Source organism: Pseudomonas sp. TH41 (genome assembly GCF_016650695.1).
GTDB lineage: Bacteria > Pseudomonadota > Gammaproteobacteria > Pseudomonadales > Pseudomonadaceae > Aquipseudomonas.
Map to the genome: position 1 here is coordinate 387,467 of NZ_JAEKFH010000005.1, position 14,088 is coordinate 401,554.

The window sequence follows — 14,088 nt, forward strand, 5'->3', positions numbered from 1 at the left end:
CATGGCTATCCTGCATACCCAGCTCAACCCTCGCTCGGCGGAGTTCGCGGCCAACAGCGCGGCGATGCTCAAACAGGTCGACGCCCTGCACACCCTGCTCGCCCAAGTGCAGCAAGGCGGCGGCCCGAAGGCCCAAGAACGCCACACCTCGCGGGGCAAACTGCTGCCACGTGAGCGGATCAATCGTCTGCTCGACCCCGGTTCGCCCTTTCTCGAGATCAGCCAATTGGCGGCCTACGAGGTTTACGGTGAAGACGTTCCCGCCGCTGGCGTGATTGCCGGAATCGGCCGCGTCGAAGGCGTCGAGTGCATGATCGTCGCCAACGATGCCACTGTGAAAGGTGGCTCGTATTACCCGTTGACCGTGAAAAAACACCTGCGGGCCCAGACCATTGCCCAGCAGAACCGCTTGCCGTGCATCTATCTGGTGGACTCCGGCGGCGCCAACCTGCCGCGTCAGGATGAGGTGTTCCCGGACCGCGAACACTTCGGGCGGATCTTTTTCAATCAGGCAAACATGAGCGCCATGGGCATTCCGCAAATCGCGGTGGTCATGGGTTCGTGCACCGCCGGTGGCGCCTACGTGCCGGCCATGGCCGACGAAGCGATCATGGTGCGCAACCAGGCCACTATTTTCCTCGCCGGCCCGCCGCTGGTGAAAGCCGCGACCGGTGAAGTGGTCAGTGCCGAAGACCTCGGCGGGGCTGATGTGCACTGCAAGATTTCCGGTGTTGCCGACCATTACGCCGAAAGCGACGAACACGCCTTGGCCATTGCCCGACGCAGCATCGCCAACCTCAACTGGCGCAAACTCGGCGAAGTGCAGCAGCGCACGCCCATCGCCCCGCTTTACCACAGCGAAGAGTTGTATGGCGTGGTGTCGGCGGATGCCAAGCAACCCTTCGACGTGCGCGAAGTCATTTCGCGGGTGGTGGACGGTTCGGTGTTCGACGAGTTCAAGGCATTGTTCGGGACGACATTGGTCTGCGGTTTTGCCTACTTGCACGGTTACCCGATTGCGATCCTCGCCAACAACGGCATCCTCTTCGCCGAAGCGGCGCAAAAAGGCGCGCACTTTATCGAACTGGCTTGTCAGCGCGGCATTCCGTTGCTGTTCCTGCAAAACATCACCGGTTTCATGGTCGGCCAGAAATACGAGGCGGGCGGCATCGCCAAACACGGCGCGAAACTGGTGACCGCCGTGGCGTGCGCCAAGGTACCGAAATTTACCGTGATCATTGGCGGCAGCTTTGGTGCCGGTAACTATGGCATGTGCGGGCGAGCCTACGATCCACGCTTCCTGTGGATGTGGCCGAACGCCCGCATCGGCGTGATGGGCGCGGAGCAAGCCGCCGGCGTATTGGTCCAGGTCAAACGCGAGCAGGCCGAACGCAGTGGCCAGGGTTTCAGCGCCGAACAGGAAGCCGAGATCAAGCAACCGATCCTCGACCAGTATGAGGAACAGGGTCACCCCTACTACTCCAGCGCCCGCTTATGGGACGACGGCGTCATTGACCCGGCGCAGACCCGCGATGTATTGGCCCTGGCCTTGTCGGCGTCGCTGAATGCACCAATCGAACCGAGCCGCTTCGGCGTGTTCCGGATGTGATCCTGTAGGAGCGAGCTTGCTCGCGATGGACGATAGCGCGCCGCGTTAATTCAGAAAACACGCGTTATCGTTGACATCCTTCGCGAGCAAGCTCGCTCCTACAAGTGCCGTGGAGACGGACAAATATGAACGACTTCAACACCCTCGAACTGCTGACCGACCCGCGTGGCTTCGCCACCCTGTGGCTCAGCCGTGAAGAAAAGAACAACGCCTTCAACGCCGAAATGATCCGCGAACTGATCCTCGCGCTGGACAAGGTCTCAACCGATGCCAGCCTGCGGTTCCTGCTGGTACGTGGACGTGGCAAGCATTTCAGCGCCGGCGCCGACCTGGCCTGGATGCAGCAATCGGCCGAACTCGATTACCACACCAACCTCGACGACGCCCGGGAACTGGCGGAGTTGATGTACAACCTCGCCAAGCTGAAAGTCCCGACGCTGGCCGTGGTGCAAGGTGCGGCATTCGGCGGCGCGCTGGGCCTGATCAGTTGCTGCGACATGGCCATTGGCGCCGATGACGCGCAATTCTGCCTGTCGGAAGTGCGCATCGGCTTGGCACCTGCAGTGATCAGCCCGTTCGTGGTGCAAGCCATTGGCGAACGCGCGGCACGCCGCTACGCTTTGACGGCCGAACGTTTCGGCGGGCAACGGGCACGGGAAATCGGCCTGTTGTCGGAAAGCTATCCGACCCATGAGCTGGAACAAAACGTTGAGCAGTGGATCGACAACCTGCTGCAAAACAGCCCGGCCGCGATGCGCGTCAGCAAGGACTTGCTGCGTGAAGTCGGCAATGGCGCGCTGACCCCGGCACTTCGTCGCTATACCGAAAACGCCATCGCCCGCATCCGCGTCAGCCCTGAAGGTCAGGAAGGCTTGCGGGCCTTTTTGCAAAAACGTCCGCCGAGCTGGCAAGCCGCAACCACCACCAAGGAGCCGCGTTGATGAGCGCACCTGTCCTCACCACCCTGCTGGTGGCCAACCGTGGCGAAATCGCTTGCCGGGTCATGCGCACCGCCAAGGCTCTGGGCCTGACCACCGTGGCTGTTCACAGCGCCACCGACCGTGAAGCCCGCCACAGCCGCGAAGCGGATATCCGCGTCGACCTCGGTGGCAGCAAAGCCGCTGACAGTTACTTGCAAATCGACAAACTGATCGCCGCCGCCAAGGCCAGCGGCGCCCAAGCGATTCATCCGGGTTATGGCTTCCTGTCGGAAAACGCCGGTTTCGCCCGCGCCATTGAAGACGCCGGCCTGATCTTCCTTGGCCCACCCGCTTCGGCGATCGATGCGATGGGCAGCAAATCCGCCGCCAAAGCCTTGATGGAAACCGCCGGCGTGCCCTTGGTGCCCGGCTACCACGGCGAAGCGCAAGACCTCGACACCTTCCGCGATGCCTGTGAGCGCATCGGCTATCCGGTGCTGCTCAAGGCGACGGCTGGGGGTGGCGGCAAAGGCATGAAAGTGGTCGAGGACGTCAGCCAACTGGCCGAAGCCCTGGCCTCGGCTCAGCGTGAAGCGAAATCGTCGTTCGGCGATTCGCGGATGCTGGTGGAGAAATACCTGCTCAAACCACGCCACGTGGAAATCCAGGTGTTTGCTGACCAGCACGGCAACTGCCTTTACCTCAATGAACGGGACTGCTCGATCCAGCGTCGGCACCAGAAAGTCGTCGAAGAAGCACCCGCTCCGGGCCTGAGCCCGGAACTGCGTCGCGCCATGGGCGAGGCCGCCGTGCGCTCGGCACAAGCCATCGGTTACGTCGGCGCCGGTACCGTGGAATTCCTGCTGGATTCGCGGGGCGAGTTTTTCTTTATGGAGATGAACACGCGCCTGCAAGTCGAACACCCGGTCACCGAAGCCATTACCGGCCTCGACCTGGTGGCATGGCAGATTCGCGTGGCACGTGGCGAAACGCTGCCGATGACCCAGGCCGAGGTTCCGCTGATCGGTCATGCCATCGAAGTGCGGCTGTATGCCGAAGACCCAAGCAATGATTTTCTGCCGGCCACCGGGCGTCTGGAGTTGTACCGCGAATCCGCCGAAGGTCCGGGCCGGCGCGTCGACAGTGGCGTCGAAGAAGGCGATGAAATTTCGCCGTTCTACGACCCGATGCTCGGCAAGCTGATTGCCTGGGGCGAGGATCGTGAACAGGCGCGACTGCGCTTGCTGAGCATGCTCGATGAGTTTGCGATTGGCGGGCTCAAGACCAACATCAACTTCCTGCGCCGGATCATCGGCCATCCGGCCTTTGCCGCGGCCGAACTGGATACCGGGTTCATTCCGCGCTACCAGGAGCAGTTGCTGCCGGAAGCGTCGGAGCTCAGTGACGAGTTCTGGCAGGCCGCCGCGCAGGCGTTTGCCCAGAGCCAACCGAGCTCCACACGCGCCGATGACCTGAGTTCGCCATGGGCTCGCAACACCGGTTTCCGTGCCGGTCTGCCAACCGAAATCACCTTGCATTTGAGCTGCGAAGGACAAGACCGGGCGCTGACCCTGGGTGACATTCGCACGGCGCAACTCAACGGCGAGCAACTGCTCACCGAGCACGACGGCGTGCGCCGCCAGCATCGGGCTATCCGCCGTGACGGCGTTGTGTATCTGCAATGGGAAGGTGAGTTGCGCCGCATCGAGCCCTACGACCCGATCAGTGCCGTCGAGGCCAGTCACAGCCATCAGGGCGGGCTCACCGCCCCGATGAACGGCAGCATCGTCCGCGTGCTGGTGGAGGCCGGGCAAACGGTTGAGGCCGGGGCGCAACTGGTGGTGCTGGAAGCGATGAAGATGGAGCACAGCATTCGCGCACCGCACGCCGGGATCATCAAGGCGTTGTATTGCCAGGAAGGCGAGATGGTCAGCGAAGGCAGTGCGTTGGTCGAGCTGGAAGAGGCCTGAAATGAAGATCGGTCCTACGCATTGCGAGGACCGATCTGATTAGAACCTGGCCGTTGCCTGAACCACTACGCCGATGATTCGGCACTCTTCGGTGTAAAGGACTTTCGGATACGTCGGATTGAGCGGGACCAGGTAACGCTGCCCGCCCTCTTCGATCAACTTGCGAAAGGTCGCCTCGGCACTGTCCGGCCATTGGGCGATCACCAGTTTTCCGGGTTCGGCGATGACGGCCGGGTCCACCAGTATCAACATGTCCTCGGCAATACTGATGCCGCTGGGTGCGGTCATCGCATCGCCCACCACCTTCAGCCAGAACGCCGCGCCTTGTGCGTGGTATTCGGACAGCTCGAACCGCCCCTTGCCGTAGACCGCCTGTTCGCCGTCGCGTACCTCTGCGGGCTCACGCCAGCCACTGACCGGGTAGCGGAAGTAGGGGTTGTACTTTTGCGACAGGGGCATTTCGTCGTCCGGTGAGGACTCCGGTTCCCTGATCACCAGCGCCACTTCCAGAAACTCCATGCCGAGCGCCTGCAAGACCCGATTCATGTCGTCGATGCCCGGCTGACGTCGTTTTGTCAGCCAATGGCCTACGCCGCCCTGGGACATCCCGAGGCGCTCGGCGAGTATCTCTTGAGTGACTTTGAGTTCACTCATCTTGGCCTTGACCAATTCAATCCATTTATCCATGTGCGGCACGATACGTGGGCGCCTCCGGCCATCAAAACACACATTGTAGTATTTAAATTCTCGTCACAAATACAGTTCGTATTAGGATTGATTCACGGATCTGAACCTATCACGGAGTTTGCCAACACCATGACCTTCCCCAGCAACGACTTGCCAGACATGCACATCGACACCTCCCTCACCTCGCCCAAAGGCTCTGCCGCCGCGCAGCGAGCGCTGGACTATTACTTGAAACCAGTTGTTTCAGAAGAGGTGGCAGAGGCACGTTTCTTTGACGTGAACCGCAACATCAGCTGCGAAGAAGCACTGGTTCATGCATCAGACCTGATGCGATGCGCTGCTGCCATTGCCAATGAGTCAGCCAATAATTTGCACGGCGCACACCGGGACCTGGCGTTTTCGGCAGTGCACATGATTGATATGGCCAAGGCGATGGTGGACCGATGCCTTGAGGGGGATAAAAACGGCTGAAAAAGGAAGTATTTGGCAGTAAGACGGGAAAGAATTTTCCAATCGAGCAGATAAAATCATTTGACTCGCAAACGAGAATGATTATTATTGCATGCAGCTGGTCGCGAGATCAGTCGATTGTCCAAGTGACCTTAGGTCGGTCCCCTGGACTATCTCCTCATCAGGCTAATCACGGTTTTTGACCCGGCTTTTTGCCGGGTCTTTTTTTTGCCAGTTATTCTGGCTTTACCTTCAGGCTAATGATGTCTTTAAGTGCTGCAAATTCGATGGCGCGGATATTATCAAAGGAATATCTGTTGGCAAGAGAAGCCCCGCCAACATTGGGTCAAACGAATGAAAAAATAGCACTTGAGAATCAATTGCACAGTCTCTAAGCTGCGTCGGCGTCAAGGAGGACGCCCCCCGCTTCACCCCGCAATTTCCACCGGTTTTTCCCTCCCCAGCGTGTAAAGTAGCAGCCATAAAATCATATTCAGGAATCGACTATGACCGTGGCTAAATCCTCTTTCGACATCAGCGCAAACTTCGACAGCGGCAACATTGAAGTGCTGGACATCAGCAATCCGTTGCAGGCGCTTTTGGCCATCAAACCAGACACCCGCAGCCAGCATTTTCAGTGGTTCCACTTCAAGGCCAGCGGCCTGCACGTCGGCCAGGAGCACTGGTTTCGTCTGAACAACGCCAGCAAATCCTCGTACAACAAAGCCTGGGACGGTTATCAGGCCGTGGCGTCCTATGACCACGTCAACTGGTTCCGGGTGCCGACCATTTTCGAAGGCGACTGCCTGCGCTTCAGCCTTGAAGCCACCGCCACCCACGCCTGGTTTGCCTATTTCGAACCCTACAGCCGTGGCCGTCACGACTGGCTGATCGAGCAAGCGCTGACCAAGGCCGGTACCGAACTACTGGCCACCGGCAAGAGCATCGAAGGGCGTGATATCCAGTTGTTGCGCAAAGGCTCTGGCGCCGAAGGTCAGCGCAAGATCTGGATCATCGCCCAGCAACACCCGGGCGAACACATGGCGGAGTGGTTCATGGAAGGCGTGATCGAGCGCCTGGAAAAGCACGACGATCCGGTGTTGAACAAACTGCTGGCCAGCGCCGATCTGTATTTGGTGGCAAACATGAACCCGGACGGCGCCTTCCACGGTCACCTGCGCACCAACGCCATGGGCCAGGACCTGAATCGCGCCTGGCAGAGCGCCAGCCAGGAACTCAGTCCGGAAGTCTTTTTCGTACAACAGCAGATGGAAAAGTACGGCGTCGATCTGTTCCTCGACATCCATGGCGATGAAGAAATCCCCTACATATTCACCGCCGGTTGCGAAGGCAACCCAGGCTACACGCCACGGATCGAAAAGCTCGAAGAGCATTTCCGCAGTCATCTGAAGCACCTGACCAAGGACTTCCAGACCAAGCACGGCTACACCCGCGACGAGCCGGGCAAAGCCAATATGACCCTGGCTTGCAACAGCGTCGGAGAGAAATTCGACTGTCTGTCGCTGACCCTGGAAATGCCGTTCAAGGACAACAACGATGCGCCGAATCCGCTGACCGGCTGGTCCGGCAAGCGTTCGAAGCAGTTGGGCAAGGATGTGCTGACGACCGTTGCAGACATGGTCGATACGCTGCGCTGATTGCCCGGTCCATGTAGCAGCTGGCGCAGCCTGCGTCCGGCTGCGTGTAGGAGCGAGCTTGCTCGCGATGGTCGTTCAGCCACAGAAAATGTGTCGGATGTTCCATCTTCGCGAGCAAGCTCGCTCCTACACACAGCCGGACGCCGCCTTCGGCAGCTGCTACAGAGGATCAACCTCGATCCTTCCCCCGCAACATGCTGTCCAGCACCTCATCCCGACGCACCCAACCGTGAAACAACGCCGCCGCCAGGTGCAGCAATACGGTCAAAAACAGCAGATACGCCAAATATCCGTGAGCCTTGCGCAGGAACGCGAACACCTGCGCATTGGCCGGCAGGATCGACGGTAACTGCAACGAACTGCTGAGCATCACCGGGTCGCCCGCCGCCGAAATCATCGCCCAGCCTAGCAGCGGCAAAATCAACATCAAGGCATACAACAAGGCATGCGAGGCTTTGGCCGCCAGCGCTTGCCAGCCTGGGAGGTCGGCCGGCAACGGCGGTTGTTGCGTAGAAAAGCGCACCGCCAAACGCACGATCACCAGCAGCAGAATGGCAACGCCCAAAGGTTTGTGCAGATGGATCAGCCACTCGTGGCGCTCGGACACAGAGGCCACCATGCCTGCGCCGATAAACAGCATCGCGATGACCATCAATGCCATCAGCCAGTGCAACAGTCGCGCCAGCGGAGCGAAGTGGTTCGGTTGGGCGCTCATTGCTTGGCCTCCTGTTTGGCGGTGGGTAACTGGCTGACTTCACTGGTGCGTCGCAGGTAGGAATTGGCGTAACCGGCTGAGCGAGCGGCGAGCAACGGGTCGTCGGAACCTTCGATGCCGGCGGGTAATACCAGCGGGTCGTAATTGATGTCACGGCACTCACCGTTCAGTTGCGGCTGGGTGCTTTCAAGGATCAGGGTGCCAGCGTTCAACACTTTGCGCCCTTCAGACCAGGCCTTGCTCGCGTCGTTGACCGGGTCACCGGGGTTGGCCAGGGTGATGTTCAATTGCCAACGTAACGGCCCGGCGGCAATGCGCTGCACCAGGTCTTTCTCCAAAAAGTCACCGCCCTCCGGCGCTGTGGCGCCCGGCGCGTCCTGCACCACCGGCACCATGCTCCAGCGCACCGCTTGGCGTTGTCCGGCGGCGTTCACCAGGTAAAACGCGTTGACGCTGTTGTAGGTTTCCGTGACGTAACTGGCCGACGGTTTGGCAGTCTTGATCCAGGCCAGGAACGGCGCGGCTTCCGGATGCGAACCGAAGAACGCAGGCACCGCGGCGGGGTCCGGTTTGCCGGTCGCGGGAACCGGCGACTGGGCTTGCTGCAATTGGTAGAACGCCTCCGGTGTGCCCACCGGGAACACCGGCATGCTGTTCATCCCGGTGCGCCACTGCTGACCGTTGGCCTGATTGAAGCGCAACGCCATGCTGCGGATCGGCACGGCGCTATCCGGCGCATAAGGATTACCGGCCGGCAAGGCGAAACGCCCGACTACCGGAGTCCGCGCTTCGTTGAACACCTGGGCCGTGGAATAGCTGCGGGCTTCGCCGCTGCTCTCGAAATGGCCGATCACGCACACGCCTTTGGAGTGATTGCGCCGGAACCCGGGGTGCACGCCGTTGTTGGTTTCCAGCACATTGATCAGTTTCTTCGGCGTAAGACGCTGTGGGTCGAAGGTGCCATTAACGTAGGCAAAAGCCCCGGCGAGCGCGGCGACGACCACGGCAATGCCGGCCAGACGCAACGTCAGGCTCGCAGCACTCAAGGGTGGCCGGGTTGGCGGTGATGATCGATCTACCATGAAAGACTCCAGGGCCATCGGCCACAGGTGAGAAGAATCAAGCAGACGAACCCCACGGCGGTTTATTCCATCGCCCGGTATTTATTTTCTCAGGCGTGGAATAACCTCGAATGCCGGGCGTCTTCCTAGTCCAGCGTAGTGACTAGTCAGAACTTCATGAATGATATCGACGAACAATTGAGAGAAATCATTCCCAGATTGCGTCGGTTTGCCGTGTCATTGACGCGCAATCCCAGCGGCGCCGATGATTTGGTGCAGGCCAGTCTGGAGCGGGCGCTGTCGAGTTGGGGCGACAAACGTCCCGAGGGTGACTTGCGCGCCTGGTTGTTTTCGATTCTGTACCGCCAGTTTCTCGATGCTCACCGGCGCTCCCGGCGATACGCGCGGATGCTTGAATTCTTCACCGGGCGTGACGATGCACAGCCGTCGGTGGAGCGCACTGTGATTGCCCAATCAACCCTCAAGGCCTTCGATCAGCTCCCCACCGAGCAACGCGCCCTGCTGCTCTGGGTGTCGGTGGAAGGCCTGAGCTATAAAGAGGTCGCCGAGATTCTCGACGTCCCGACCGGCACCGTGATGTCCCGCCTCTCACGTGCCCGCCAGGCCTTGCGCCAGTTGAGTGACGGCGAAATCATCAGCCCTTCTCTGCGGATACTCAAATGATCAGCATGCCCCCACGCGAGCGTGACCTGCACGCCTACGTCGACCATCAACTGAGCGATGCCGACCGACGTCTGGTGGAAACCTTTCTGGCCAGCAACGCGGAGGTTGCCGCGCAAGTGCGCGCCTGGCAGCAGGACGCCCAGCAATTACGCGCGGCGCTGAGCGGTGCCTTGCAACAGCCGCCGAACCCGGAACTTGATCCGGCAGTGATCCGTCAACGCCTGAAACGCCAGTCTCGCCGCCACCTGGCCAGCGCCGCCGTATTACTGATAGCGGTCGGTATCGGCGGGCTCAGCGGTTGGCAGGCCCGGGAAATGACCCTCGTCAGTACCCAGTTACCGATGACCGATGCGATGCAGGCGTACCGATTGTTTGCCCAACAAGGCATTCTGCCGGCCGATTACAAGGTCAGTGACGACGGCGACATGCAGGGCTGGCTCGACCGTTATTTCACTCAGGCCAATCGCTTGCCTGACCTCTCGGGCGCAGGGTTCAAACCGGCCAGCGGGCGCTTGCTCAGCACCGAGCAAGGACCGGCGGCGATGGTGGTGTATGAGGATCAGGGCGGGCACAAGATCAGCTTCTACGTCCGCCCGCCGGGACCGAAAAACTTCCTGCTGCCAAGGGGCAGCCGCAGCGATGGCGAGTTGCAGGCCGAGTACTGGTCGGGGGGCGGTTACAACTACGCGATGGTCAGCCCGACCGATACGCCGGCGGCGCAGATGCTCAAGCAAACGGCGCAGTTCTGACCATCGCCGGGATGGACAGGGTCAAGGCAGCAGGATGACTTTTTCACCACTGCCTTGATTCACCTCTTCATAACGCGTCACCCCGTCGGCCAACGGCGATTCGAACAGCCCTTGCGGTATTGGCAACAGGTCCTGATCGAAGAACATGCCGAACTGTTCGAGCATCGCCGCGCAGGCTTGAACGCCGTACAGCAACGAGTTGATGCCCACCACCGAACCGCCCTTGCGATACAACGCCAGAGCCGGCAATTGCACGAGGCCATCCACCGGTGCGGCAATGATTGCGATGCGACCAAACGCCGCCAGGGCGGCGACCGACGCCGGCAGCCAGAAACCGGTGGTGTCGAAAATCACGTCAGCGCCATCGGCGTAAACGGCATGCACCTGGCCCCCCAAATCCTCGGGCTTATCCAGCGGCAGTGTTTGATACCCCTGAGCTTCCAGCGCCTTGACCTGCTCTGGCCGCCGCGCCGCTGCGAGGACCTGCGCGCCGCGCACCTTGGCCAACGCCAGCGCCGCGCTGCCGACTGCCCCGCCGCCGATCACCAGCAATCGTGTGCCGGCCGTTACCAAACTGCGTTCCAGCGCATCCCACGCCGTGGTGTAAGGCACACCGAGGCTGGCGGCCTGGGCGAAGCTCAAATGAGTGGGTTTGCGCGCCACGCCATTGGCCGGCAGCTTGACGAATTGCGCATGGGAACCGTCGGCGAAAAAACCCAACTCACGGCCGGTGCCCCAGACTTCCTGCCCGATCAACGCCTGCGGACCTTCCACGACGACACCGGCAAAATCACGACCGGGAATTCGCGGCAAGGTGGTGTAGGGAAAACGTCCCAACACATTCTTCACATCGCTGGGGTTGAGCCCGGCGGCCTTGATCTGGACCAATACTTCATCGGTGCCGGCAACGGGGGTGGGAACCTCAACGTAGCGCAACGCCGAAAGGTCGCCGGTTTTGTCGAACTGCAGTGCTTTCATGGGAGTGTCCGTCGATTAGGAAATGGAACCTCAGGAGATCCAGCCAGCCACCAGTTGCCGCCCCATTGGCCAGAGCTTCTCGCCGGCGAGCATGCCCAGTAGACCTATCAGCGCGATGGCTGGCGGTGCAGGGGAACGAAAGTCCAGCGCGCCGTAGAGCAAACCAACGCCCAGGCCGATGACGAGTGAAATGAGGTAGCTCATGGCAGACTCCATGGGGAACTGAGGTAGGCAATGAGTCTAGAGGGCCGCGACGGATAGCATCGGCCAAGTACTTCTGAATGTCGGCCAAAACACCGCTCGCAACGCACACCTGTAGGAGCTGCCGCAGGCTGCGATCTTTTGATCTTCTCTTTTAAAAGCAAGATCAAAAGATCGCAGCCTGCGGCAGCTCCTACAGGTTTTCGTTATGGCTGGAATGGCTCGCGCAGAACTGCGAGGGTGCGACACCCAATTCACGGCGGAACATGTCGCTGAAACTGCTCGGCGAATACCCCAGCTCCCGGGCAATCGCACTGACGGGCACGCCCTGGATCAACTCGGCAACGGCTGTCGCCAATTGCACTTGTCGTCGCCATTCGGCGAAGCCCATGCCCAAGCCCTCCTTAAACAGCCGCGCCAGGGTGCGCACGCTGGCCCCGGCCGTTTCGGCGTGCTGCTCGAAGGGAACCTCCAGGGAGGGCGCGGCCATGACCGCCTGGCACACATTTATCAAACGCCGGTCTGAATCGTCCGGCAAAGGTATTTTCAGCACAGAGCGCTTGGCTCGCCTAAGCTCCAGCAGCGCGAGGCCGACCAGCGCCTCGTAATACTCCGGTTCATCCTCGTCGCCCTGCTCCACCAGCCCGACGATCAATTCACGCAGCAGCCCGCCGACTTCGATCACTTGAACAGTGTCGTCGAGCGTCGCCGCCAATGAAGGCCGCAGGTAGATGTTGCGCATCTGCAAGTCCGACACCACGCGAATCCCGTGCGGCACTCCCGGCGGCAGCCATACGGCCCGTTGCGGTGGGACCACCAGCGCCTCATGCGGTGTTTCGACCCACATCACACCGCTCATCGCATACAGTAACTGGCCCCAGACATGCTCGTGGGGTTCGATAAACAGCCCGCGCGGATAGGTGCGCGCCAGCAGTTGCACGGGCACATCGGTGTCACTCAGGTCGGGAGGCGCGGCGAGGGCCATGGGCAAGGATCATTGGCTTGGCAGGAATTGCATGGTAGCGAGCCACCCGACTTGTCGCCACTGGCGGTCGCCGTGCGGCAATCCGACTGAATTTTCCGCTACGCCAGCGATCCCTCTATTACCACAGGGAGGAATACGGGCTATATGAACAACGCAAAACTTTTCATCATTGAATACACCCTTCATGGTGCACCCAAGTCTTTCATTATCCGCCTGGACAAAATGGACAACGCGGAAGCCTGGCATTGGGCGAGTTGCGACGCGGGGGTCGGACGAATCCCTCGCTTTGGCCGAGAGAAGGTACAAAAGACCAGCAAACCGCTGGCGGAAAAATTCGGCGTCGAGAATGTTACCTGGCGACCGGCGAACTGAACTGAACTGAACTGAACTGAACTGAACTGAACTGAATTGTAGGAGCGAGCTTGCTCGCGATGGTCTCAAGAGCACCGCGTATAGCCAGTCAATACGCGTTATCGTTAACGACCATCGCGAGCAAGCTCGCTCCTACAATAGCCCCCCGTCAGCCGTGGGCACATTTGCAGCCCTTGCTGGAGCATTCCTCACCGTGTTCGTGGTGCTTGGCGCAACCTTCGCAGCAATAGTGCTTACCGTGGCGCACAATCGGATGTTCGCCCAGTTTGCATGAGCATTTGGGGCAGTCGCAGGTACGGTCGGTCATGGGTCAGACTCCAGTAGTGTGGTCGTCCGGTGCGACGGATGCGCACCGTAATATCAGTGTAGATACCGTCTCGTGCCCACCCGATAAAACGATGAAAGGCGAAGAAAAACCGCCAAATGGCGTTTTTTGAGCGTTATCTGCCGCTTTCTCCCTTGCCCTCAGCGCTCGGGTCTACGATTCTTCAAGGACAACGACAACACCTGAGAAACCGCCATGAAAACCGTCGCCCAACTGCTCAAGTTGAAAGATCAGAAGAATCAGGAAGTGCACCAGATCAAACCCGATCACATGGTGCTGGAAGCTCTGATGAAGATGGCCGAGAAAAACGTCGGCGCCTTACTGGTGGTGGAGAATGATGAAGTGCTAGGCATCATCAGTGAGCGAGACTACGCCCGCAAATTGGTGCTGCATGGACGTTCTTCGGTCGGCACGCCGGTTCGCGACATCATGGTGTCCCCGGTGATCACCGTGGACACCCATCAAACCGTCGATACTTGCCTGGGCATCATGTCCGATAGACGTCTGCGCCACCTGCCGGTGGTGGAAAACGGCAAATTGCTTGGTTTGCTCTCCATCGGTGACCTGGTCAAGGAAGCCATCGCCGAACAGGCCGAGCTGATTCGTCAGTTGGAGCAGTACATTCGCGGCGAGTAATGCCCCTCTCCTGTGGGAGCGAGCCTGCTCGCGATGGCGGCCTGACATTCGTCATTGATGTCGGCTGTGATGACCCCATCGCGAGCAG

At 60.1% G+C, this 14,088-nt stretch carries 16 protein-coding genes; 9 read left to right on the top strand and 7 right to left on the bottom strand.

Annotation, left to right across the window (positions count from 1 at the left end; genetic code table 11):
* The first annotated feature begins 1 nt into the window (after nt 1).
* The 3 genes from JFU37_RS20270 (at nt 2) to JFU37_RS20280 (ending at nt 4,499) form a co-directional block, all read left to right on the top strand.
* Entirely contained in the window at nt 2-1,609 is a 1,608-nt protein-coding gene (locus JFU37_RS20270; protein ID WP_201117923.1) for a carboxyl transferase domain-containing protein, read from the top strand.
* A gap of 125 nt (nt 1,610-1,734) precedes the next feature.
* On the top strand, nt 1,735-2,550 hold the full coding sequence (locus tag JFU37_RS20275; protein ID WP_201117924.1) for a gamma-carboxygeranoyl-CoA hydratase: 816 nt from the start codon (nt 1,735-1,737) through the stop codon (nt 2,548-2,550).
* Nucleotides 2,550-4,499 carry an acetyl/propionyl/methylcrotonyl-CoA carboxylase subunit alpha gene (locus tag JFU37_RS20280; RefSeq protein WP_201117927.1) on the top strand — a complete coding sequence of 650 codons (1,950 nt, stop codon included), beginning with the start codon at nt 2,550-2,552 and terminating at the stop codon, nt 4,497-4,499. Before JFU37_RS20275 ends, JFU37_RS20280 begins: the two co-directional genes overlap by 1 nt.
* Nucleotides 4,500-4,538: 39 nt before the next feature.
* On the opposite strand, the gene JFU37_RS20285 is transcribed toward JFU37_RS20280, so the two are convergent.
* On the bottom strand, nt 4,539-5,186 hold the full coding sequence (locus tag JFU37_RS20285) for a LexA family protein (RefSeq protein ID WP_201117929.1): 648 nt from the start codon (nt 5,184-5,186) through the stop codon (nt 4,539-4,541).
* Nucleotides 5,187-5,315: 129 nt separating this feature from the next.
* Between JFU37_RS20285 and JFU37_RS20290 the strand changes: the two genes are divergently transcribed.
* Together JFU37_RS20290 and JFU37_RS20295 are read left to right on the top strand one after the other, a co-directional pair.
* Nucleotides 5,316-5,657: a DUF6124 family protein gene (locus JFU37_RS20290; RefSeq protein ID WP_201117932.1), complete on the top strand. Its 342-nt coding sequence runs from the start codon at nt 5,316-5,318 to the stop codon at nt 5,655-5,657.
* Between the two features lie 485 nt (nt 5,658-6,142).
* Nucleotides 6,143-7,294, top strand: coding sequence for a M14 family metallopeptidase (locus JFU37_RS20295; protein ID WP_201117934.1), 1,152 nt, complete (start codon nt 6,143-6,145; stop codon nt 7,292-7,294).
* A gap of 169 nt (nt 7,295-7,463) precedes the next feature.
* On the opposite strand, the gene JFU37_RS20300 is transcribed toward JFU37_RS20295, so the two are convergent.
* Nucleotides 7,464-8,009: a cytochrome b gene (locus tag JFU37_RS20300; RefSeq protein WP_201117936.1), complete on the bottom strand. Its 546-nt coding sequence runs from the start codon at nt 8,007-8,009 to the stop codon at nt 7,464-7,466.
* Nucleotides 8,006-9,091 carry a catalase family peroxidase gene (locus JFU37_RS20305; RefSeq protein ID WP_201117937.1) on the bottom strand — a complete coding sequence of 362 codons (1,086 nt, stop codon included), beginning with the start codon at nt 9,089-9,091 and terminating at the stop codon, nt 8,006-8,008. Before JFU37_RS20305 ends, JFU37_RS20300 begins: the two co-directional genes overlap by 4 nt.
* 156 nt (nt 9,092-9,247) lie before the next feature.
* On the opposite strand from JFU37_RS20305, the gene JFU37_RS20310 reads away from it, so the two are divergent.
* Nucleotides 9,248-9,754, top strand: coding sequence for an RNA polymerase sigma factor (locus tag JFU37_RS20310; protein ID WP_201117938.1), 507 nt, complete (start codon nt 9,248-9,250; stop codon nt 9,752-9,754).
* Nucleotides 9,751-10,503: an anti-sigma factor family protein gene (locus tag JFU37_RS20315; RefSeq protein WP_201117939.1), complete on the top strand. Its 753-nt coding sequence runs from the start codon at nt 9,751-9,753 to the stop codon at nt 10,501-10,503. Before JFU37_RS20310 ends, JFU37_RS20315 begins: the two co-directional genes overlap by 4 nt.
* 21 nt (nt 10,504-10,524) lie before the next feature.
* Here JFU37_RS20315 and JFU37_RS20320 read toward each other — a convergent pair whose 3' ends face one another.
* The 3 genes from JFU37_RS20320 to JFU37_RS20330 all read right to left on the bottom strand — a co-directional run bounded on the left by JFU37_RS20320 (nt 10,525) and on the right by JFU37_RS20330 (nt 12,667).
* Entirely contained in the window at nt 10,525-11,481 is a 957-nt protein-coding gene (locus tag JFU37_RS20320) for a quinone oxidoreductase family protein (protein ID WP_201117940.1), read from the bottom strand.
* A 30-nt stretch (nt 11,482-11,511) separates the two neighbouring features.
* Nucleotides 11,512-11,685, bottom strand: coding sequence for a DUF1427 family protein (locus tag JFU37_RS20325; RefSeq protein WP_140667893.1), 174 nt, complete (start codon nt 11,683-11,685; stop codon nt 11,512-11,514).
* Nucleotides 11,686-11,875: 190 nt separating this feature from the next.
* Nucleotides 11,876-12,667, bottom strand: a complete 792-nt coding sequence (locus JFU37_RS20330) for an AraC family transcriptional regulator (protein WP_201117941.1) — start codon at nt 12,665-12,667, stop codon at nt 11,876-11,878.
* Between the two features lie 144 nt (nt 12,668-12,811).
* On the opposite strand from JFU37_RS20330, the gene JFU37_RS20335 reads away from it, so the two are divergent.
* On the top strand, nt 12,812-13,039 hold the full coding sequence (locus tag JFU37_RS20335) for a DUF6555 family protein (protein WP_201117943.1): 228 nt from the start codon (nt 12,812-12,814) through the stop codon (nt 13,037-13,039).
* 148 nt (nt 13,040-13,187) lie between these two features.
* Here the strand turns inward: JFU37_RS20335 and JFU37_RS20340 are convergent, their stop codons facing one another.
* Nucleotides 13,188-13,346 carry a metallothionein gene (locus JFU37_RS20340; RefSeq protein WP_201117945.1) on the bottom strand — a complete coding sequence of 53 codons (159 nt, stop codon included), beginning with the start codon at nt 13,344-13,346 and terminating at the stop codon, nt 13,188-13,190.
* 213 nt (nt 13,347-13,559) lie between these two features.
* On the opposite strand from JFU37_RS20340, the gene JFU37_RS20345 reads away from it, so the two are divergent.
* Entirely contained in the window at nt 13,560-14,000 is a 441-nt protein-coding gene (locus JFU37_RS20345; protein WP_201117947.1) for a CBS domain-containing protein, read from the top strand.
* The last annotated feature ends 88 nt before the right edge of the window (nt 14,001-14,088 follow it).

Coding starts and splice junctions, on each gene's coding strand:
- JFU37_RS20320 (WP_201117940.1), bottom strand. CDS start 11,481: ATGAAAGCACTGCAGTTCGACAAAACCGGCGACCTTTCGGCGTTGCGC.
- JFU37_RS20300 (WP_201117936.1), bottom strand. CDS start 8,009: ATGAGCGCCCAACCGAACCACTTCGCTCCGCTGGCGCGACTGTTGCAC.
- JFU37_RS20345 (WP_201117947.1), top strand. CDS start 13,560: ATGAAAACCGTCGCCCAACTGCTCAAGTTGAAAGATCAGAAGAATCAG.
- JFU37_RS20325 (WP_140667893.1), bottom strand. CDS start 11,685: ATGAGCTACCTCATTTCACTCGTCATCGGCCTGGGCGTTGGTTTGCTC.
- JFU37_RS20270 (WP_201117923.1), top strand. CDS start 2: ATGGCTATCCTGCATACCCAGCTCAACCCTCGCTCGGCGGAGTTCGCG.
- JFU37_RS20315 (WP_201117939.1), top strand. CDS start 9,751: ATGATCAGCATGCCCCCACGCGAGCGTGACCTGCACGCCTACGTCGAC.
- JFU37_RS20340 (WP_201117945.1), bottom strand. CDS start 13,346: ATGACCGACCGTACCTGCGACTGCCCCAAATGCTCATGCAAACTGGGC.
- JFU37_RS20310 (WP_201117938.1), top strand. CDS start 9,248: ATGAATGATATCGACGAACAATTGAGAGAAATCATTCCCAGATTGCGT.
- JFU37_RS20295 (WP_201117934.1), top strand. CDS start 6,143: ATGACCGTGGCTAAATCCTCTTTCGACATCAGCGCAAACTTCGACAGC.
- JFU37_RS20335 (WP_201117943.1), top strand. CDS start 12,812: ATGAACAACGCAAAACTTTTCATCATTGAATACACCCTTCATGGTGCA.
- JFU37_RS20285 (WP_201117929.1), bottom strand. CDS start 5,186: ATGGATAAATGGATTGAATTGGTCAAGGCCAAGATGAGTGAACTCAAA.
- JFU37_RS20305 (WP_201117937.1), bottom strand. CDS start 9,091: ATGGTAGATCGATCATCACCGCCAACCCGGCCACCCTTGAGTGCTGCG.
- JFU37_RS20290 (WP_201117932.1), top strand. CDS start 5,316: ATGACCTTCCCCAGCAACGACTTGCCAGACATGCACATCGACACCTCC.
- JFU37_RS20275 (WP_201117924.1), top strand. CDS start 1,735: ATGAACGACTTCAACACCCTCGAACTGCTGACCGACCCGCGTGGCTTC.
- JFU37_RS20280 (WP_201117927.1), top strand. CDS start 2,550: ATGAGCGCACCTGTCCTCACCACCCTGCTGGTGGCCAACCGTGGCGAA.
- JFU37_RS20330 (WP_201117941.1), bottom strand. CDS start 12,667: ATGGCCCTCGCCGCGCCTCCCGACCTGAGTGACACCGATGTGCCCGTG.